The organism is Aeromonas sp. TS_SC_11 (assembly GCF_057318915.1).
The window spans coordinates 1,967,501-1,988,384 of the sequence record NZ_CM170470.1 but is presented as its reverse complement, the minus strand read 5'-3'; the positions used below and the strand labels follow the sequence as shown (position 1 = coordinate 1,988,384).

Annotated in this window: 17 protein-coding genes, 2 rRNA genes and 1 riboswitch (1 of these 20 only partly in view); of the genes, 8 read left to right on the top strand and 11 right to left on the bottom strand. The window is 58.8% G+C overall.

Going from position 1 to position 20,884, the window contains the following annotated elements; genetic code table 11:
- Positions 1-100: 100 nt before the first annotated feature.
- The 4 genes from AC1P02_RS09450 to AC1P02_RS09435 form a co-directional block, all read right to left on the bottom strand.
- A complete protein-coding gene (locus tag AC1P02_RS09450) occupies positions 101-253 on the bottom strand; it encodes a hypothetical protein (protein ID WP_010673158.1) in 153 nt (50 codons plus the stop codon).
- A 36-nt stretch (positions 254-289) separates the two neighbouring features.
- Positions 290-1,399, bottom strand: a complete 1,110-nt coding sequence (locus AC1P02_RS09445; protein WP_034283657.1) for an MJ1255/VC2487 family glycosyltransferase — start codon at positions 1,397-1,399, stop codon at positions 290-292.
- On the bottom strand, positions 1,396-1,899 hold the full coding sequence (locus AC1P02_RS09440; protein WP_021139762.1) for a phosphatase PAP2 family protein: 504 nt from the start codon (positions 1,897-1,899) through the stop codon (positions 1,396-1,398). Before AC1P02_RS09440 ends, AC1P02_RS09445 begins: the two co-directional genes overlap by 4 nt.
- 125 nt (positions 1,900-2,024) lie before the next feature.
- Positions 2,025-2,648, bottom strand: a complete 624-nt coding sequence (locus AC1P02_RS09435) for a TetR/AcrR family transcriptional regulator (RefSeq protein WP_021139763.1) — start codon at positions 2,646-2,648, stop codon at positions 2,025-2,027.
- A gap of 407 nt (positions 2,649-3,055) precedes the next feature.
- On the opposite strand from AC1P02_RS09435, the gene leuA reads away from it, so the two are divergent.
- The 5 genes from leuA to AC1P02_RS09410 all read left to right on the top strand — a co-directional run bounded on the left by leuA (position 3,056) and on the right by AC1P02_RS09410 (position 8,835).
- Positions 3,056-4,630, top strand: a complete 1,575-nt coding sequence (gene leuA, locus AC1P02_RS09430; protein WP_113721316.1) for a 2-isopropylmalate synthase — start codon at positions 3,056-3,058, stop codon at positions 4,628-4,630.
- 2 nt (positions 4,631-4,632) lie between these two features.
- On the top strand, positions 4,633-5,718 hold the full coding sequence (gene leuB / locus AC1P02_RS09425; RefSeq protein WP_059113121.1) for a 3-isopropylmalate dehydrogenase: 1,086 nt from the start codon (positions 4,633-4,635) through the stop codon (positions 5,716-5,718).
- Between the two features lie 32 nt (positions 5,719-5,750).
- Positions 5,751-7,148, top strand: coding sequence for a 3-isopropylmalate dehydratase large subunit (gene leuC, locus AC1P02_RS09420; protein ID WP_485185147.1), 1,398 nt, complete (start codon positions 5,751-5,753; stop codon positions 7,146-7,148).
- 12 nt (positions 7,149-7,160) lie between these two features.
- The gene (leuD, locus tag AC1P02_RS09415) at positions 7,161-7,760 is read left to right on the top strand and encodes a 3-isopropylmalate dehydratase small subunit (RefSeq protein ID WP_485185145.1); all 600 of its coding nucleotides are present in this window, start codon (positions 7,161-7,163) and stop codon (positions 7,758-7,760) included.
- Positions 7,761-7,905: 145 nt separating this feature from the next.
- Positions 7,906-8,835, top strand: coding sequence for a transglutaminase-like domain-containing protein (locus AC1P02_RS09410; protein WP_485185440.1), 930 nt, complete (start codon positions 7,906-7,908; stop codon positions 8,833-8,835).
- A 132-nt stretch (positions 8,836-8,967) separates the two neighbouring features.
- On the opposite strand, the gene AC1P02_RS09405 is transcribed toward AC1P02_RS09410, so the two are convergent.
- Complete coding sequence (locus AC1P02_RS09405) at positions 8,968-9,258, bottom strand: PilZ domain-containing protein (RefSeq protein ID WP_021139767.1); 291 nt, start codon at positions 9,256-9,258, stop codon at positions 8,968-8,970.
- Between the two features lie 92 nt (positions 9,259-9,350).
- A riboswitch (TPP riboswitch) is annotated at positions 9,351-9,441 on the top strand.
- Between the two features lie 105 nt (positions 9,442-9,546).
- On the opposite strand from AC1P02_RS09405, the gene thiB reads away from it, so the two are divergent.
- Genes thiB through thiQ form a run of 3 tightly spaced genes read left to right on the top strand, consistent with a single transcriptional unit; the run spans position 9,547 to position 12,813 of the window.
- Positions 9,547-10,527 (top strand): thiamine ABC transporter substrate binding subunit, encoded by a 981-nt coding sequence (gene thiB, locus AC1P02_RS09400; protein ID WP_485185143.1) that lies wholly within the window; start codon positions 9,547-9,549, stop codon positions 10,525-10,527.
- The gene (gene thiP / locus AC1P02_RS09395) at positions 10,524-12,131 is read left to right on the top strand and encodes a thiamine/thiamine pyrophosphate ABC transporter permease (protein ID WP_485185439.1); all 1,608 of its coding nucleotides are present in this window, start codon (positions 10,524-10,526) and stop codon (positions 12,129-12,131) included. Before thiB ends, thiP begins: the two co-directional genes overlap by 4 nt.
- Entirely contained in the window at positions 12,118-12,813 is a 696-nt protein-coding gene (thiQ, locus tag AC1P02_RS09390; RefSeq protein WP_034523917.1) for a thiamine ABC transporter ATP-binding protein, read from the top strand. The genes thiP and thiQ overlap by 14 nt, the downstream gene beginning before the upstream one ends.
- 84 nt (positions 12,814-12,897) lie before the next feature.
- Here the strand turns inward: thiQ and AC1P02_RS09385 are convergent, their stop codons facing one another.
- From AC1P02_RS09385 to AC1P02_RS09360, 6 genes are all read right to left on the bottom strand, one after another.
- Positions 12,898-14,268 (bottom strand): PhoH family protein, encoded by a 1,371-nt coding sequence (locus tag AC1P02_RS09385; RefSeq protein ID WP_043556002.1) that lies wholly within the window; start codon positions 14,266-14,268, stop codon positions 12,898-12,900.
- Between the two features lie 211 nt (positions 14,269-14,479).
- Positions 14,480-15,163 (bottom strand): TSCPD domain-containing protein, encoded by a 684-nt coding sequence (locus AC1P02_RS09380; RefSeq protein ID WP_059113114.1) that lies wholly within the window; start codon positions 15,161-15,163, stop codon positions 14,480-14,482.
- Between the two features lie 9 nt (positions 15,164-15,172).
- Positions 15,173-17,320, bottom strand: a complete 2,148-nt coding sequence (locus AC1P02_RS09375) for an adenosylcobalamin-dependent ribonucleoside-diphosphate reductase (protein WP_485185140.1) — start codon at positions 17,318-17,320, stop codon at positions 15,173-15,175.
- A gap of 209 nt (positions 17,321-17,529) precedes the next feature.
- Positions 17,530-17,979, bottom strand: a complete 450-nt coding sequence (locus AC1P02_RS09370; protein WP_265430455.1) for an early set domain-containing protein — start codon at positions 17,977-17,979, stop codon at positions 17,530-17,532.
- A gap of 297 nt (positions 17,980-18,276) precedes the next feature.
- Positions 18,277-18,391: ribosomal RNA gene (rrf, locus tag AC1P02_RS09365) — 5S ribosomal RNA — on the bottom strand.
- Positions 18,392-18,513: 122 nt separating this feature from the next.
- Positions 18,514-20,884 (bottom strand): 23S ribosomal RNA (locus tag AC1P02_RS09360) (it continues 519 nt past the right edge of the window).

Sequence of the window (20,884 nt, the reverse complement as noted above, 5' to 3'; positions counted from 1 at the left end):
GGGAAGATGGGGGACTGGCTAGCGGATCATGCTGTCACTATGAGAAAAACAAGAAAAAATAGCCCACCCGTCGGGGTGGGCCGTCGAGCAGAGCACAGACTTACTGTTCGTCTTCCGGCTCCGCCAGCCAGATCTGTTGATCCGGATCCGTCTCTTCACAGACCGAGATGCTGACCCCCATGTCCAGCAGCTCGTGCAGTGTCAGATTGTCTGCCAGTGTCATGGTATCGCCGTTTTCATTGGTAAAGCGCATTGTGTCCGTCCTCTCCTTGGTGGGATCCCTTTCAGTCTAGTCAAAGGCGCTCACTTGCGATAACCAAGTGCTGTTTAATGCGCAGCCCCCTTCCAGCTCACTCAAACGATCGCACACCTCTTCCGGAAACAGGGTGCGAGCCCACAGTCGGCGCGAGAGCTGTGCCACGCTCTCCTCTGCCCCGGCTGCGAGCCAGCTCGCCAGCTCGCCCGCCACATCAGGGTAGAGGATCTGGCCCGGAGCCGACGCATCCAGCCAGGCCCGTACCGCATTGGCATCCAGTCCATCCATCAAGTGGGCCAGCCCCATCAGCTCCAGCGTCTTGCTGTTGGTCAGTTGCTCGAACTGCCCCCCCAGCGGCTTGACCAGCAGCTTCTTGCCAAGGGAAAGCGCCTCCGACGCCAGCTCAAATCCCCCGTTGGTAATGACACCCCGGCAACCTGCCAGCACCTGCTTGAATCCTTCCCGCGCCTGCGGCTCGAAACGTATGTTGCGCCACTGACTGGCGCTGCGAATGGCCGGGTGAAAGCAGACGAAACGCTGTTGATTGAAGCGCGACAAGAGAGCGGCGATGGCTTCAGTCTGTTCAAACGGCAGATAGACCAGGATCTGCTGATTGTCGGGCAGTGCAACGATGGGATCTATGATGGGGGGCAGCAGTGGCTGACCAAAGTGAAACCAGTGCAGTCCGAGGGACTGGCGAACCGGGGCAAAATGACGCATCAGCTGGCGATTGAAGCCGCTCTCGCCCCAACGCGGGATCGGCCAGTCAAAACTGGCCTGATGGCTGATGGTGAGGCTGGGCTTGCCCCAGCGATGGGCTGCGTGAGCACTGAGCGGTTCGAAATCGCTGATCACCAGATCGTAATCGCGACAATCCAGAGCCCGCATATCCCGCCAGAAGCGCAGGGGTGAGAGCCCCTTGAGGGTACGCCAGCCAGAAATGGCCCCCTCGTGGCTGACAAAGGTGATGCCGGCAAAGGTACGGTAGTCGCCGAACTCGTCCATCTCGAAGTAACCATCGGCGGGGCGACCGCTGAACAGGTAATCGACCTCCAGCCCTTGCGCTCGCAGTGCGCGAGCCAGGGTACGGCTGCGGCTGATATGACCGTTGCCGGTACCCTGTACGCCAAACAGTATCCTCATCCCTGATGCCAGCTGAGCGCAAGCAGGGCGCAGCCACCGCCGAGCAGGGCTCCGGCCACCAGATCGCTCAGGTAATGTACCCCGAGCAACAGACGCGATGCCCCCACCAGTGCGGCCCAGACAAACAACAAGGGCGCCCAGAGCGGGAAGCTGGCGGCCAGCACGGTCGCCATCAGAAAGGCGGCTGCGGTATGACCGGAGGGCAGACTGTAACGATCGGAGGGGGTGATGAAAACCGGCAAGCCCACCGGCCGCTGGCGTTTCAGCGCATTCTTGAGCAGCAGATAGAGCGGCAATTCGATGGCAAAGGCGAGCAGAGCCACCCCGACCAGTTCACGTTCCGCCTCCCCCTGCCACCAGAGCAGTGTCGCCAGTACGGCGTAGAGGGGCCCGTCACCGGTGCGGGAGATGAGCCGACTGATCCTGGCCTGTGGCCGATTGTAGGAGTGGAGCAGGCAGATGCGGCACACCTGCAGGTCCCATTGCTGGATCTTGTTCATAACCCCTCCTTCCCTGAAGTCTCTGTGCAGACTAGGGCAATGGAGTGACACTAAATTGAACAAGGGATAACAGATTTATGAAAAAAGGGCCGAATGGCCCTTTTTACCGCAAGCGAGGCAAATGATCAGTTCAGGGTGCCGCGCAGGCCGTTTTCCATCAGCCGGCAGTTGTGATCCGCCAAACGGGCCATGAAGTGCTCATCCACGGTCAGACCAAACACCTGCTCGTAGAGATCCTTCATCACGAACGGCTGCCACATCATGCTGAGAAAGGAGATCTTCAGCATCTCGGGATCCAGGTTGTCACCCAGCTCGCCATTGCTCTTCATGGACTCCAGCAAGGCATCAAACTGGGGCAGTTGACGTTCCAGCAGACGATTCAGCACAAAATCCCGCCCGGGACTCTTCTCGGTCGATAATGCGCTGGAGATGGCGGAAGTGAGTTCGCTGTTGGGCGCCATCACCTGATAGTAGGTATTGAGCAGCTCATTGAGGCTGCGGTTGCCAATCTCGTCTTGCCATGCCTGGTCCAGCGGCTCGGCCACATCGCCCAGCACTGCCTTGTAAAGACCCTCTTTACTGCCGAAGTAATAATGGATCATCGCCAGATTGGAGCCGGCCAGCTCGGCGATCTCGCGGGTAGTGACTTTGCTGTAGGGCGTATTGAGAAAACGCTCACGAGCGGCACAGAGCAACTTGTCACGAATGTCAGAACGTCCGACCGGACGACCAGGTCTGCGTTTTTCCATTGGATACCTCAGATAATTCAGCAAAAACTGATAAGTCGATCTGATTGCATAGATGATCGAGTACAGCAGGAATGACCAGATAATCGGGCAAGGGCCGAATATGGGACAAGTAAATTTGCACTCCTTTACAATCCGATTAAATAAACCAGCGGATTGAACCGGTGAGTCCGGGTTGACACAGCATAAAAATCTCGATATTGGTAACAGCGTTATCGACTGGAAGGATTGATTCATCATGCATATTGCCGCTCCGCTACTACTACTCTCCCTAATCGCGACCAGTCGCGCGGGATCCTTGTAGCCGGGCTCAGGCATAGCCGGAATTTACAAAAACCCGTGCACCCTGCACGGGTTTTTTTATGCCGCCGCAGGATGCACGTTACCGAACTTAGGAAGAGGGAAGTCACATGTCAGATCGGGTCATCATTTTCGACACCACCTTGCGCGATGGTGAGCAGGCCCTGGCGGCCAGTTTGACCGTCAAGGAGAAGCTGCAGATCGCCCAGGCGCTGGAGCGGCTCGGTGTCGACATCATGGAAGTGGGATTCCCTGTCTCCTCCCCCGGCGATTTTCAATCGGTGCAGACCATAGCCCGCCACATCAAGAACAGCCGGGTCTGCGCCCTCGCCCGCGCCCTGCCCAAGGATATCGACGCCGCCGGTGAAGCCTTGCGGGTCGCAGAAGCCTTTCGCATCCATACCTTTATCTCCACCTCCTCCATTCACGTCGAGAGCAAGCTGAAAAAGAGCTTCGAGGATGTGCTGGAGATGGGGGTCAGCGCCATCAAGCACGCCTTGCGCTACACCGACGATGTGGAGTTCTCCTGCGAGGATGCGGGTCGCACCCCGATTGATAATCTCTGTCGCATGGTGGAAGCGGCCATCAAGGCCGGCGCCCGCACCATCAATATCCCGGATACCGTCGGCTACACGGTACCGACCGAGTTCTCCGGTATCATCCAGACCCTGTTCAACCGGGTGCCCAACATCGACAAGGCCATCATCTCTGTGCACTGCCACGATGACCTGGGATTGTCGGTGGCCAACTCCCTCGGTGCCGTGCAGATGGGAGCCCGCCAGATCGAGTGCACCATCAACGGCATCGGCGAGCGGGCCGGCAACTGCTCCCTGGAAGAGGTCGCGATGATCCTGAAAACCCGCGCCGATCTGCTTGGGGTCCATACCAACATCCGCCACAGTGAGATTCATCGCACCAGCGCCCTGGTCAGCCAGCTGTGCAACATGCCGGTGCAGCCGAACAAGGCCATCGTCGGGGCCAACGCCTTCTCCCACAGCTCAGGCATCCATCAGGACGGCGTGCTCAAGGCGAAGAACACCTATGAAATCATCACCCCGGAGAGCATTGGCCTGCCCCAGAACAACCTCAACATGACCTCACGCTCCGGCCGTCACGTCATCAAGCACAGAATGGAGTCCATGGGCTATGCCGAGAGCAGCTACGATCTCGACCACCTCTACGGCAAGTTCCTGACCCTGGCCGACAAGAAGGGGCAAGTATTCGACTACGACCTGGAGGCGCTGGCCTTCTTCAGCCAAATCCACGAAGAGCCGGAGCACTTCAAGCTGGAATATCTGGGCGTACAAAGCGGCAGCTCGGTGCTGGCCACCGCCTCGGTCAAATTGAAGGTCGGGCAGGATCTGGTCTGCGAAGCGGCTACCGGCAATGGTCCTGTGGATGCGGTCTACCAGTGCATCAACCGCATCACCGGCTACGAGATCCGCATCGACAAATACGCCCTCAAAGCCAAGGGTGAGGGCAAGAATGCCCTCGGCCAGGTCGACATAGTCGCCGAATACAAGGGACGAAAATTCCACGGCATGGGCCTGGCTACCGATATCATAGAGTCCTCTGCCCAGGCGTTGATCCACGTGATCAACAGCATCTGGCGCGCCGATCAGGTGGCCGAACAGATGGAACGCAACGTCACAAAAACAGACAAGATCAATACGGAGAGTGTGTGAGTATGAGCAGTTATCGGATCGCAGTGTTGCCGGGTGACGGCATTGGCCCGGAAGTGATGGCCGAGGCCGTCAAGGTGCTGGAAAAAGTGCAGGCCAGGTTTGGCTTCTCCCTCGAGTATGATCGCCATGACGTGGGTGGCATCGCCATCGACAACCATGGCACCCCGCTGCCACAAAGTACCATCAAGGGCTGTGAGGCGGCCGATGCCGTGCTGTTTGGCTCCGTAGGTGGCCCCAAGTGGGAGCACCTGGCCCCCAACGATCAACCCGAGCGCGGCGCCCTGCTGCCCCTGCGTGCCCACTTCAAGCTGTTCTGCAACCTGCGTCCGGCCCGTATCTATACCGGTCTCGAGCAGTTCTCCCCGCTGCGCGCCGACATCTCGGATCGCGGTTTTGACATAGCCTGCGTGCGCGAGCTCACCGGCGGCATCTACTTTGGCCAGCCCAAGGGGCGAGAGGGGGAAGGGGCGAACGAGAAAGCATTCGACACCGAAGTGTACCATCGCTTCGAAATTGAGCGTATCGCCAGGATAGCGTTTGAATCGGCCCGTGTTCGCAAAGCCAAGGTCACCTCCATCGACAAGGCCAACGTGCTCGCCTCCTCCATCCTGTGGCGCGAGGTGGTGACTGAAGTCGCCAAATCCTATCCGGACGTGGCGCTGAACCACATGTACATAGATAACGCCACCATGCAGCTCATCAAGGATCCGTCCCAGTTCGACGTGCTGCTCTGCTCCAACCTGTTTGGCGACATCCTCTCTGACGAGTGCGCCATGATCACCGGCTCCATGGGGCTGCTCCCTTCAGCCAGCCTGAACGAATCTGGTTTTGGCCTGTTCGAACCGGCCGGTGGCTCGGCTCCCGATATCGCCGGCAAAGGCATCGCCAATCCCATCGCCCAGATCCTTTCCGCCGCCCTGATGCTGCGCTACAGCCTGGGACAGGAAGCCGCCGCTCAAGCCATCGAGCAAGCCGTAGCCCAGACATTGGCAGAGGGATACTTCACCGCCGACCTGCATCAGGCAGATGCTCGCCATCCGGTGCAGAGTACCGCCGACATGGGCACCCAGATCGCCGCACGGATCTGAGCCACCCAGCACATAACAAGGAATACAGAGCAATGGCCAAAACCCTTTATCAGAAAGTATTCGACGCCCACGTGGTACGCGAAGTGGAAGGCGAAACGCCGCTCATCTACATCGACCGCCACCTGGTGCACGAAGTGACCAGCCCGCAGGCATTCGATGGCCTGCGCGCCATGAACCGCCCGCTGCGGCGCCCGGATCTGACCTGGGCAACCATGGATCACAACGTCTCCACCACCACCAAGGACATCGCCGCCTCCGGCGAGATGGCCCGCATCCAGATGGAGACGCTCGCCGACAACTGCAAGGAGTTCGGGGTTCGCCTCTACGATCTCAACCACAAGTATCAGGGGATCGTCCATGTGATGGGCCCCGAGCTCGGCATCACATTGCCCGGCACCACCATCGTCTGCGGCGACTCCCACACCGCCACCCACGGTGCCTTCGGTTCCCTGGCCTTCGGTATCGGCACCTCCGAAGTGGAACATGTGATGGCCACCCAGACCCTGAAACAGGGCCGCGCCAAGACAATGCGCATTTCGGTCAACGGCAAGCTGGCGGAGGGTATCAGCGCCAAGGACGTGGTGCTGGCCATCATCGGCCAGGTTGGCCATGCCGGTGGTACCGGCTACGTGGTGGAATTCGCTGGCGAGGCCATTGCGGGCCTCTCCATGGAAGGGCGGATGACGGTGTGCAACATGGCCATCGAGCTGGGTGCCAAGGCGGGCATGATAGCCCCCGACCAGACCACCATCGACTACATCCGTGGCAAGGAGTTCGCCCCCAAGGGTGAATCACTGGATCAGGCCATCGCCTACTGGCTGAGCCTCAAGAGCGACCAGGGCGCTCACTTCGATGCCGAAGTAATCCTCGACGCCGCCGATATCGCCCCGCAGGTCACCTGGGGTACCAACCCGGGCCAGGTGATTGCCGTCAATGAACCGATCCCGGCACCGGAATCCTTCAGCGATCTGATGGAGCAGCAATCCGCCCGCAAGGCGCTCGCCTACATGGACCTGCAACCGGGCCAGAAGCTCACCGATGTCGCCATCGACAAGGTGTTCATCGGTTCCTGTACCAACAGCCGCATCGAGGATCTGCGTGCCGCCGCCGCCATCGCCCGTGGCCGTAAAGTCGCCGCTGGCGTACAAGCGCTGGTGGTACCGGGCTCCGAACAGGTGAAGGCCCAGGCCGAAGCCGAGGGTCTGGACAAGATCTTCCTCGAGGCAGGTTTTGAATGGCGTCTGCCCGGCTGCTCCATGTGTCTGGCCATGAACAACGACCGGCTGCAACCGGGGGAGCGCTGCGCCTCCACCAGCAACCGCAACTTCGAAGGGCGTCAGGGCCGTGCCGGCCGCACCCATCTGGTGAGCCCGGCCATGGCCGCCGCCGCCGCCGTCACCGGTCGCTTTGCCGACATTCGCGCACTGTAAGAGGAAATAGCGATGACAGGATTCAAACAACATAAAGGGATCGCCGTTCCCCTCGACAGCGCCAACGTCGACACCGACGCCATCATTCCCAAGCAGTTTTTGCAGAAGGTCAACCGCATCGGTTTTGGCAAGCACCTGTTCCACGACTGGCGCTTTCTCGATGATGCAGGCCAGCAGCCCAATCCCGAGTTCGTGCTCAACCAGCCGCGCTATGCCGGTGCCAGCATCTTGCTGGCCCGGGAAAACTTTGGCTGCGGTTCGAGCCGTGAGCACGCCCCCTGGGCACTGGCGGATTACGGCTTCAAAACCCTGATAGCCTCAAGCTTTGCCGATATCTTCTATGGCAACGCCATCAACAACGGTCTGGTACCGGTGCGGTTGAAAGAAGAGGAGGTGGATGTCCTGTTCCAGCTGGTCGCGGCCAACCCGGGTCTGCAGATTGAAGTGGACCTGGAAGCCAATCAGGTGCGAGCCGGCGAGCTCAGCTTTGGTTTCGAGATCGACGAGTTTCGTCGCTATTGCCTGCTCAACGGACTGGATTCCATCGGTCTGACCCTGCAGCACGAGGCCACCATCAGCGCCTTCGAAGCAAAGCAGCCAAGCTGGATCTGAACTGATCGCATCCCCTTGTAACAAGACACAGCCATCAGAAATAAAGCGAGTAGAATCAACAGGGAGCCTTGGCTCCCTGTTTTATTATCCCGCCGCCATGGGCGCCGATAGCGGGCTATCACGACACCACCGACAGGAAAGGATGATGAAGAGACCGACGGCTATCCCCCTGCTTTTCAGCTTGTTGTTCGCGCTTTCGGCAAGTGCCGGACAGACTTATTTCAACAGCAACGGCGGTCAACTCAACGTCGGCTGGCAAGACAAGGAGGGCAAGGCAAAGCAACTCAGCTATCGGCTGGACGCCGGCAAGTTGCCGCCGCTCATCGCCTATCGGCCTGCCCGTATGCAGGAGGACGTGTTGCAGGGCCTGCTGCAACAAGCCGGCACCGAATTTCCCGAGGTGCAATTCACCCTCTCCCGCCCCGATATGAAGCTGCACCTGAAGAGCCGCAATCAGGACAAAGCCCGGGAGGCTCTGGCCTGGGCCACCCGCCAGCGCAGCAAGCTGGAGGCACAATGGCTCATGCAGCACTACTTCCAGCCCTTCACCCCGCCCGACGGCGGCCCAGCCATCAAGCAGGATCATGTACGCATCGCACTGGAAAGCCGGGCCGAGCTGGCCCCGCTGGCCGAACAGCTCAAACAGGCGGGGGCTACCGAGACTGAGGCTCGCCAGAAGACGGTGGCCCATATGCTCGACTTCATCCAGGCCATCCCCTATCAACTGCTCGACAGCCAGTCAGGACGCTCGGGCAAGGGCTTCTTGAGCCCCCGTCAGGTGCTGGAGCAGAACCGGGGGGATTGCGACAGCAAAGTTACCCTGATGGCGGCCATGCTGGCCCAGCTCTTTCCTGAATTGAAACAGGCCATGGTGTTCGTGCCGGGGCATGCCCTGCTGGGTGTCGCCCTGCCAGCCAAACCGGGCGACGAGACATTGATGTGGGAAGGCGAAAGCTATCTGTTGCTGGAACCGACCGGCCCGGGCCAGTTTGCGATGGGGCAAATAGCATCGACCAGCAAGACGCTTATCGATAGCAAGCAACTGAACGTTCAGCCAGTTCAGGCCAGGGAATAAACACGGGACGGATCATTCGGATAAAGATCGATAACAAGCAGCCAAGTGGGCAACCCAAGGATTTAACTGGTGGCCAAATAGCATCGACCAGCAAGAGCTGGTCGATAACAGGCAATGGCTTTTTCCGCCGGTTCAGGCCTGGGATTGAAACTCGATGGCGAGCAGCAGGCCGTCCTCCTCCTCCAGCACCCGAATGATGCGGGCCTGGGCCTCGAACGGCGGCAACAGGTTGTTGTTGGTAGCCAGACTGACCCGGATGGGCTGGCTGACATCGAGCTGATGCTCGGCGACGGCAATCCCCATGCCATTGGCGCTGAGATCCCGACAGACCCCCTCCAGCACTTGCTGTTGCTGAAAGACGGTGACGGGGGCGTTGATTATCATGCGCTGGAAGGCGCGTCTTTCCTTGGTACTGGTGATCACGGGAACATCCTCTGTTATGCCGAAGCCATCTCGATGGCCCGCAGGAACAATTGTGCTGGCCTCCCCCCAAGAACGTTAATACAATGCGGTTCGTTTCTCAAACGGGGTGCGGTTTACCGCTGAGATTATACCCGTGAACCTGATCCAGATAATGCTGGCGGAGGAATTTGAGGCATGGCGCTCACTTTTTGCGCTCTCATCCGCTGGCACCTCATGACTCATAGCAAGAAGTGCCATTGATGACATTTCCTCAGTTGGCACTTCACTACTAACAGGGAGTGCCGCTTGATGAAAACCCTGCTGCTGGTTGCCACCAGCCTGCTCAGTACCCAGGCCTTCGCGGCTGACACCCTCACCGTTTATACCTACAGCTCCTTCACCGCCAAATGGGGACCCGGTCCCAAGATCAAGCAGGCATTCGAGAAAGAGTGCGGTTGCAACCTCAATCTCGTGGCGCTGGAAGATGGCGTCGCCATCCTCAATCGGCTGCGGCTGGAAGGCAAGCACAGCAAGGCCGATCTGGTGCTGGGGCTGGACGATGCCCTGTTGAGCGAAGCCAAGCAGAGCGGCCTGTTCGCCCCGCACACTACCAAGCTCGATGGCATCAAGGTGCCGGGTGGCTGGCAGGATGACACCTTCGTTCCCTATGACTACGGCTACTTCGCCTTCATCTACAACAAGGACAAACTCAAAGCGCCCCCCAAGAGCCTGAAAGAGCTGGTAGAACGTCCGGATCTCAAGGTGATCTATCAGGATCCCCGCACCTCTACCCCTGGTCAGGGGCTGATGCTGTGGATGAAGTCCGTCTATGGCGATCAGGCGCCTGCCGCCTGGACCGAGCTTGCCAAAAAGACGGTCACTGTGACCAAGGGCTGGTCCGAAGCCTATGGCATGTTCCTCGATGGGGAAGCGGACATGGTGCTCTCCTACACCAGCTCCCCTGCCTATCACCTGCTCGCCGAGAACAAGCCCCAGTATCAGGCCGCCGCCTTCGAAGAGGGTCACTACCGTCAGGTGGAAGTGGCCGCCAAGCTGAAAAGCGCCAAACAGGGCAAGCTGGCCGACCAGTTTCTGCAGTTCATGATAAGCCCCGCCTTCCAGCAGGAGATCCCTGCCGGCAACTGGATGTATCCGGTGACAGATGCGCCGCTGCCCAAGGGCTTCGAGCAGATGATCACAGTCAGCAAGCCGCTGAGTTTCACCAGCGATGAGGTGGCCGCCAATCGCAAGAACTGGATCCGCGAGTGGCTGCAAGCCGTCACCCAGTGAGCACCAAGGTTCGTCCCCTCTGGTGGCTGCCGGGTAGCGCAGCCACCCTCTTGATCCTGCTGTTGTCCCTGGGGCCGCTCGTCGCCCTGCTGTGGCAGGCCGGTTCGCAGGCCCCCCGCACCCTGCTGGCCGATCCCTATCTGCGCCATGTGCTGGGCTTCAGCTTGGGGCAGGCGCTGCTCTCCACCCTGCTGAGCTTAGGTGTAGCCATTCCGGTGGCAAGAGCGCTGGCGCGGCGCCGCTTCATTGGTCGACTCCTGCTGCTCAAGCTGTTTGGGCTCTCCCTGGTGCTGCCGGTCATCATCGCCATCTTCGGCATAGTGGCGGTTCACGGCAAACAAGGCTGGCTATCGCAGCTGCTGCGCGGCCTGGGGCTGGATCCCGGCAACTACCTGTACGGCCTGTTTGGCATACTGCTGGCCCACGTCTTCTTCAACATGCCGCTGGCGGCGCGCCTCATGCTGCAGAGCATAGAGAGCATCCCCGAATCGAGCTGGCGTCTCGCCAGTCAGCTGGGCATGCGCTCCTCCCACATCTTCCGGCTGCTGGAGTGGCCGCTCATTCGCGGCATACTGCCGGGGCTTGCCAGCCTCATCTTCATGCTCTGTTTCACCAGCTTCACCACTGTGCTGGCGCTGGGGGGTGGACCCAGGTCCACCACGCTGGAGGTGGCCGTCTATCAGGCGCTGCGCTTTGATTTCGACCTCGCCACCGCCGGCGGCTTGGCGCTGGTGCAGCTGATCCTGACGGCCACTCTGCTCCTGCTGCAACACAAGCTGCAGACCACACCGGCCAGCCGGATCAGCAGCCATCGCCCCTGTCTTCGACCGGATCGCCATCAACCGGGGACCGTGCTGGTGGATGCCGTGGCGCTCTGCACCGGGCTCGCTATCTTCCTGCCGCCTCTGCTGGCAATCCTGGTGGCCGGTTTCAATCCCGGCCTGCTGACGGCGCTGGCCTCGGCGCAGCTGTGGCAGGCCAGCGGCCAGTCGCTGCTGATCGCGCTGGCGGCGGGTACCCTGGCCACCCTGCTCGGCAGCGGCCTGCTGCTCACCAGCCGTCACCTCAAGGTACGCACCCGTCAGCGGCGTGCCGCAGCTCTGTGGGAAGCAAGTGGATCCATGATCCTGATGATACCGGCGGTGGTGCTCTCCACTGGCCTCTTCATCATGTTCATGCCCTTTACCGATGTCTTTGCCCTCGGCCCCTGGCTGGTGGTACTGGTCAACGCCCTGATGGCGCTGCCCTATGTGCTGCGCACCCTCTCAGCCCCCATGCAGCTGGTCGTGCGCCAGTACGATAGACTGGCCGACAGCCTGGGGGTGCGCGGTCTGCATCGCCTGCGGCTGGTGGAGTGGCCCCTGCTGCGCCGCCCGCTGGCACTGGCCATGGCGCTCTCGATGATACTGTCGCTCGGGGATCTCGGCGCCATCGCCATGTTTGGCAGCCAGGAGCTCACCACCCTTCCCTGGCTGCTCTATCAGCAGCTCGGCAGTTACCGGCTGACCGAGGCGGCCGCCACCGCCCTGCTGCTGCTCACGCTCTGTTTTTCCCTGTTCTGGCTGGTAGAACGCGGGCTTGGAGGAAAAAATGCTGAACATTGATGGGCTGGTTACCAGCTACCCCGATTGGCGAGTCAGCTTCAGCGCGACCCTGCCCAAGGGAGAGATCACCGCGCTGATAGGGCCAAGCGGTGCGGGCAAGTCGACCCTGCTCGGCATGATCGCCGGTTTCGTGCCGGTGGAGTCAGGCACCCTCAGCTTCGACGGCGAAGATCTGCTGCCGCTGGGGCCTGCCGAGCGGCCGGTCACTACCCTGTTTCAGGATCATAACCTCTTCCTGCACCTGTCGGTGTTCGACAATATCGCCATCGGCCTGCACCCGGGCCTGCGTTTGAGCCCGGCTCAGCAGGCACAGGTGAAACAGGCCGCAGAGCGGGTCGGCCTTGGCGACATGCTGGCTCGGCTGCCGGAGCAGCTCTCCGGCGGCCAGCAACAGCGGGTCGGGCTGGCGCGCGCATTGGTGCGTGGCAAGCCCTTGCTGCTGCTGGATGAGCCTTTCTCGGCGCTCGATCCCGCCCTGCGCCGGGAGATGCTGGCGGAGGTGGCCAGGCTTGCCTGCGAGCAGGGCATCACTGTGCTGATGGTCTCTCACAATCCGGAAGATGCGCAACTCATCGCCGATCAGGTGCTGTTCGTCGATGAGGGCCGCATCGCTCTGCAGGGCACACCCGATATACTGCAGAACAGCGATCATCCCGGCCTGCTGCGCTACCTTGGGCAATGACCCTGGGACGCTTAACCGGCGATGGGATCAAAAAAGGGGAAGCCGCTTGGCTTCCCCTTTTTCATATGAAGACAGTCAGTTAAATCAGAGATTTTCCTCGGCGAAGGAGGCGAGCTTGCTGCGCACCACCCCGTTCAGGAAGATGTTGGCACTGCCGTCGAAATCCTTGAAACGCTCGACTATGTAGGTCAGACCCGAGGTCACCGGGCTCAGGTAGTTGGAGTCGATCTGGGCCAGGTTGCCGGAGCAGACGATCTTGGTCCCCTCGCCGCAACGGGTGATGATGGTCTTGATCTGGGACGCGGTCAGGTTCTGGCACTCGTCCAGCAGCACGAAGGTATTCTGGATGCTGCGCCCGCGCATGAAGTTGACCGATTTGAACTGGATGTTGGCCTTCTCCATGATGTAGCTCAGCGAGCCGCTCATGTTCTCGTCCTGCTTGTGCAGCACCTCCAGGGTATCTGTCACCGCCGCCAGCCAGGGCATCATCTTCTCTTCTTCGGTGCCGGGCAGGAAGCCGATGCTCTCGGCGATTTCCGGAGTATTGCGGGTGACGATGACTTTCTCGTAAATCCCCTTCTCAATCACCAGCTCCAATGCGGCGGCCATGGCCAGCAGGGTCTTGCCGCAACCGGCCGGGCCGGTCAGGATCACCAGATCGATGTGCGGATCGAGCAGGGCATCGAGCGCCATGCCCTGATAGACGTTCTTTGGATGGACACCCCAGGCCTTGCGTGACATCAGTCGCTCGCGGCCCAGATCCTTGATGCGGATCTTGTGGCCATCGTTGCTCAATACCCGGGCGGCGAAGAAGTTCTCCTCGTCGAGCAGGTACTGATTGACGTGTACCCCTTCCAGCAAGTTTGAGTCGATCACATGGACGGTATCGCGGCCATGGGTCTCGCTGTCGCACTCGCCGACTCGCTCCCAGAAACTGCCGGGCACCACCTGAAAGCCTTTGGCAAGCAGACGGATATCGTCGATCAGCTGATCGCTGCGATAGTCCTCGACGTGCGCCAATCCGGCCCCCTTGGCCTTGAGGCGCATGTTGATGTCCTTGGTCACCAGCACCACCTGGCGTTTCATCTCATGCTTTTGCAGATAGAGGGCCGCGTTGATGATGCGGTTGTCCGCCTCCTTGTCGGTGAACACCTCGGCATCCTGGGGCAGATGGTGGTCACTGAAGATACAGATATTGCCGCTCGCCTCACCCGCCAGCGGTACGCCCTGGGTGATCTGCTCCGGCGTTGCATCGCGGAACACGTCTTCCAGCGCACGAATGGCCACCCGCGCGTCGCGGCTGACATCCTTGTGGCGATCCTTGATGTTGTCGAGCTCTTCCAGCACCGTCATGGGGATGAGCACGTCGTGCTCTTTGAAGGAGTAGATGGCGAGGGGTTCGTGAAGCAGAACGTTGGTATCCAGGATAAACAGCTTTCGGTCCGTATTGTCCATAAGCATCCTCCTTGGCACTGAAGGTGCCACGTGTGTGAATCTCAGATGTCATTGAAACCACACGAGCGTGACAGTTTTATTACCCCCAACGCTACGCCCGATTTTACTATCGCGCAACAAATCGCTTGAGCGGCAGGATCGTTCGAACAGAAAAGCAGCAATAAAAAAGACCGGCTCTGTGGCCGGTCTTGTTCAAGTGCTCAGTGGCTTGTCAGCCACACTTGGAGTCACCGCAGTTGAGACATGTCATGCAGCCATCCTTTTGCACCAGCGCCTTGGTATTGCACTTGTAGCAAAGCGCCGCACTGGCCGGGAAACCACTGCCGGCCTGCTGCTCTTCGGCTTCCTGAGCCGCCTTCAGCTCGGCCTGTTTCTCGGCCAGAAACGCCTGCTGATGCTCATCCAGCCCCGGCAGCTTGATCATGCCGATCTCGGTGAGATGGGTCTCGATCACGTTGCCAATTTCGGCGATAAGGGAGGGAACATACTTGCCCTTGTTCCAATAGCCGCCCTTGGGATCGAACACGGATCTCAGCTCCTCCACCAGGAAGGTGACATCCCCACCCTTGCGGAATACGGCAGAGATGATGCGGGTCAGCGCCACTATCCACTGATAGTGTTCCAGGCTCTTGGAGTTGATGAAAATCTCGAACGGGCGGCGGGTCTCGTGAACCGTGCCCTCGTTGAGAATGATGTCGTTGATGGTGATGAACAGCGAGTGCTCGGAGACATGCTCCGGCGTCTTCAGCTTGTAGGTGGTGCCCATCAACCGCTCCGGCCGCAGCACCGTCTCGTGCATGTGCACCACGTCATCCTGCGGAGCCAGATCTTCCTGCGGCTCATCCCGGGTTTTCACCTTGTAGGCGACGATTTTCTTGTCGATCTTCTTGACCATAATCTGTTCTCAGAATTTACCGTAATAGCCTTCTTTCAAGGCGTCATAGAGGTTGGCGGCAGTGTGCAGCTCGCCATCGTATTCGATCTCTTCGTTCCCCTTGACGGAGATGACGGAGCCATCCTCCAGGGTGAACTCGTACTGAGTGTTCTCCAGATCCTTCTCCTTCACCAGCACGCCCTGGAAGGCCTCAGGGTTGAAGCGGAAGGTGGTACAGCCCTTGAGCCCCGAGTCCGAGGCATACATGTAGATGTCCTTGAACTGCTCGAACGGGAAATCGGTCGGCACGTTGGCGGTCTTGGAGATGGAGGAATCAATCCAGCGCTGGGCCGCTGCCTGAATATCCACGTGCTGGGCCGGGCTGATGTCGTCGGCCGTGATGAAGTAGCCCGGCAGGCGGCTGGCGTCATCCTCCGAGTAAGGCATTGCGCCGGGGTTCACCAGCTCGCGGTAGGCGAGCAGCTCGAACGAGTAGACATCCACGCTCTCCTTGCTCTTTTTGCCCGGCTTGATGACGTTGCGGCTGTAGTGATGGGCAAAGCTCGGCTCGATACCGTTGCTGGCGTTGTTGGCCAACGACAATGAGATGGTGCCGGTTGGCGCTATGCTGCTGTGGTGGGTGAAACGCCCCCCCACCTCGGCCAGCTCGGCCACCAGGGCGGGATCTACCTCGGCCACCTGCTGCATGTAGCGGCTGTAGCGCGCATGCAGCACCTTGCCCTTCACCTTGTCACCCAGCTTGATGCCATCGGCCGCCATTTCGGGGCGCAGGCGCAGCATCTTGCCGGTTACCTCGAACTCCTGCTCCATGATGGGGGCAACCCCCTTCTCTTTCGCAAGACGGAGGGACTCCTGCCAGCCAGTCATGGCCAGCTCCTGGGATACCTGCTCGGTGAAGGCGACGGAAGCCGCAGAGCCATATTTTATCTGCAGCATGGTGAGGGTTGAGCCCAGGCCGAGGAAGCCCATGCCGTGACGGCGCTTGGCTGTGATCTCTTCGCGCTGCTTGGGCAGCGGCAGCTGGTTGATCTCCACCACGTTGTCCAGCATGCGGGTGAAGATGGCCACCACCTTGCGAAATCCCTGCCAGTCGAAGGTCGCCTGTTCAGTGAAGGGGTCGCGCACAAACCGGGTCAGATTTACCGACCCCAGCAGGCAGGCACCGTAGGGGGGCAAGGGCTGCTCACCGCAGGGGTTGGTAGCGCGGATCTCTTCACAGAACCAGTTGTTGTTCATCTGGTTGACCTTGTCGATCAAGATGAAGCCGGGCTCTGCATAGTCATAGGTGGAGGTCATGATGACGTTCCACAGCTTGCGGGCAGGCATGGTCTTGTAGACCTTGCAGGCGACCTGCCCCAACTCGTTGAACACGACCCCTTCCTTGTTGGGCCAGTCGGCCCAGAACACCACTTCGGGATCGTCCAGCGCAATACCGTCCTGCTCCACCTCTTTGGCCGTGTAGGGGAAGATCAGCGACCAGGGAGCATCCTCTTTCACCGCCTTGACGAAATCCTCGGTGATGAGCAGGGAGAGGTTGAACTGACGCAAGCGGCCATCTTCCCGCTTGGCCTGGATGAATTCGATCACATCGGGATGACGGATATCCATGGTGCCCATCTGGGCGCCGCGGCGACCGCCGGCTGACGAGACGGTGAAACACATCTTGTCATAGATATCCATAAAGGAGAGCGGGCCCGAGGTATAGGCACCGGCACCCGAGACGAAGGCGCCGCGCGGGCGCAGGGTCGAGAAATCATAACCGATGCCGCAGCCGGCCTTCAGGGTCAGGCCGGCCTCATGCACCTTGCCGAGGATATCGTCCATCGAATCTTCGATGGTACCGGAGACGGTACAGTTGATGGTTGAAGTGGCCGGCTTGTGCTCGAAGGCACCCGCGTTGGAGGTGATACGCCCCGCCGGAATGGCGCCGTTGCGCAGCGCCCACAGGAAGGGCTCATACCAGGCATCAGGCTCGCGCTCCTGCTCGGCCAGGGCGCGGGCAACCCGCTGGTAGGTCTCGTCGATGGAGCCATCTATGGGGGCCCCATCCTTGCTCTTGAGACGATACTTGCTGTCCCAGATCTCGAGGGACGTTTCCTGCAGGGGGATGGGGCGGGAGCCGAGTTCACTCTCCAGCACCGGGTTGGATTTAGCCATTTTCAATCAACCTTATGTGAATGCATCAACGGCATGACAGCGACAAAACACAACCAATAGTGTCACTTACAAAAAATAACACAATATATAGTACAGCTACTGCCATGAGGGCGCCGATTCTATCCTAAAAAAAAGCCCCGGCCAGCAGGTTTCTGGGCCGAGGCATTTAACTGATTCATTTCCTGAAAGATTTAGCGACTAGGAAGCACTCAGGGTTTCTTGACGTACACGCTCGGCGTCTCGCCAGCCATATTCAGATAGAACTCGTAGACCCCATCCGCATCCGGCGAGAACTTCATGTCCTCATACTTGGAGCAGGGGTTGACCGGCACGGCTTCCCCACCCAGCACGGCGACACCGTCACTCGGGCTCTTGTAACCAAAGTTGGTGCCACAGCTCCAGCCCGAGTCGGCAAACTTGAACTTGTAGGGAGCCCACTCTTTCTTGAGCGTGCCTTTGGCCATATAGAGCTTGTCGGCCACCTTGACCACCTTGCTCTCATCGGTCGCCATCCAGTCGTTCATCTCCCCGCGCAGGTAGATGGACTTGCCACCGAAGTCGCTGTTGTCTGCCGCCTGCTCTGCACCACCATGGGATGCGCAACCGCCTAATACCAGGGTTCCCGCCGCCAGCATCATCGTTACTGTTCTTTTGAACATGTGTCCATTCCTCAAATTATTGTGATTCCTTGGCCCATCGAACGTGGGCAGACGAATTAAAGCAGAGCGGGCATCACAAGAAAGGTAGAGGCATCACATTCTGTGTTTTTTATATCCAACCAGTGGGATAAATGGATGAGTTTCGAGCGAAACGATGCAAAAAATGCGGGACAAGATACGGGGAGGGAATCGAACAAAAGCCTCATAAGGGGGCTATCACATGGCGATGAGTGCCAAAGACTCAAATTTCAAATAATAAAAAACCCCGCTCGATGAGCGGGGTTTTTCGTGTTGGGTGCCTGGCAGTGTCCTACTCTCGCATGGCGAATGCCACACTACCATCGGCGCTACCGCGTTTCACTTCTGAGTTCGGCATGGGATCAGGTGGTTCCACGGCGCTATGGCCGCCAGGCAAATTCTTCAATCCAGAAAGCTGACGTGAATAACGATTTGCCTATTGGCTGGTCGCTATCACTGAATTAGGTAGTAGTTCTTCGATTTGCTACAAGCCTTAGAACACTTCTTGGGTGTTGTATGGTTAAGCCTCACGGGTAATTAGTATGGGTTAGCTCAACACGTCGCCGCGCTTACACACCCCACCTATCAACGTTGTGGTCTCCAACGGCCCTTTAGGACCCTCAAGGGGTCAGGGATGACTCATCTCAGGGCTCGCTTCCCGCTTAGATGCTTTCAGCGGTTATCGATTCCGAACTTAGCTACCGGGCAGTGCCACTGGCGTGACAACCCGAACACCAGAGGTTCGTTCACTCCGGTCCTCTCGTACTAGGAGCAACTCCCTTCAATCATCCAACGCCCACGGCAGATAGGGACCGAACTGTCTCACGACGTTCTGAACCCAGCTCGCGTACCACTTTAAATGGCGAACAGCCATACCCTTGGGACCGACTTCAGCCCCAGGATGTGATGAGCCGACATCGAGGTGCCAAACACCGCCGTCGATATGAACTCTTGGGCGGTATCAGCCTGTTATCCCCGGAGTACCTTTTATCCGTTGAGCGATGGCCCTTCCATTCAGAACCACCGGATCACTATGACCTACTTTCGTACCTGCTCGACCTGTCCGTCTCGCAGTTAAGCTGGCTTATGCCATTGCACTAACCTCCTGATGTCCGACCAGGATTAGCCAACCTTCGTGCTCCTCCGTTACTCTTTGGGAGGAGACCGCCCCAGTCAAACTACCCACCAGGCACTGTCCGCGAGCCCGATTCAGGGCCCTGCGTTAGAACATCAAACATACAAGGGTGGTATTTCAAGGACGGCTCCAGCGCAACTGGCGTCACGCCTTCAAAGCCTCCCACCTATCCTACACATGTAGGTTCAATGTTCAGTGCCAAGCTGTAGTAAAGGTTCACGGGGTCTTTCCGTCTAGCCGCGGGTACACCGCATCTTCACGGCGAATTCGATTTCACTGAGTCTCGGGTGGAGACAGCATGGCCATGGTTACACCATTCGTGCAGGTCGGAACTTACCCGACAAGGAATTTCGCTACCTTAGGACCGTTATAGTTACGGCCGCCGTTTACCGGGGCTTCGATCAAGAGCTTCGCTTGCGCTAACCCCATCAATTAACCTTCCGGCACCGGGCAGGTGTCACACCCTATACGTCCACTTTCGTGTTTGCAGAGTGCTGTGTTTTTGATAAACAGTCCCAGCCATCTGGTCACTGCGACTCCCAACTGCTCCATCCGCAAGGGACTTCACTGTCAAGAGCGAACCTTCTCCCGAAGTTACGGTTCTATTTTGCCTAGTTCCTTCACCCGAGTTCTCTCAAGCGCCTTGGTATTCTCTACCCGACCACCTGTGTCGGTTTGGGGTACGATGACTTGTAATCTGAAGCTTAGAGGCTTTTCCTGGAAGCAGGGCATCAATGGCTTCACCACCGTAGTGGCTTCGTCTCGTGTCTCAGTGTTGTGTCTCCGGATTTGCCTAGAAACACCACCTACGCACTTTCACCAGGACAACCGTCGCCTGGCCCACCTAGCCTTCTCCGTCCCCCCATCGCAATTACAAGTCGTGCAGGAATATTAACCTGCTTCCCATCGATTACGCCTTTCGGCCTCACCTTAGGGGTCGACTCACCCTGCCCCGATTAACGTTGGACAGGAACCCTTGGTCTTCCGGCGAGGAGGCTTTTCACCCCCTTTATCGTTACTTACGTCAGCATTCGCACTTCTGATATCTCCAGCATACCTCTCGATACACCTTCGCAGACTTACAGAACGCTCCCCTACCACTCATACATAAGTATGAATCCGCGGCTTCGGTGCCTGGTTTGAGCCCCGTTACATCTTCCGCGCAGGCCGACTCGACTAGTGAGCTATTACGCTTTCTTTAAATGATGGCTGCTTCTAAGCCAACATCCTAGCTGTCTGAGCCTTCCCACATCGTTTCCCACTTAACCAGAACTTTGGGACCTTAGCCGGCGGTCTGGGTTGTTTCCCTCTTCACGACGGACGTTAGCACCCGCCGTGTGTCTCCCGGATATTACTTACTGGTATTCGGAGTTTGCATGGAGTTGGTAAGTCGGGATGACCCCCTAGTCCAAACAGTGCTCTACCCCCAGTAGTATTCGTCCGAGGCGCTACCTAAATAGCTTTCGGGGAGAACCAGCTATCTCCGAGTTTGATTGGCCTTTCACCCCCAGCCACAGGTCATCCCCTAACTTTGCAACGTTAGTGGGTTCGGTCCTCCAGTTGATGTTACTCAACCTTCAACCTGCCCATGGCTAGATCACCCGGTTTCGGGTCTACACCTTGCAACTAGACGCCCAGTTAAGACTCGGTTTCCCTACGGCTCCCCTATACGGTTAACCTCGCTACAAAATGTAAGTCGCTGACCCATTATACAAAAGGTACGCAGTCACCCCGAAGGGCTCCCACTGCTTG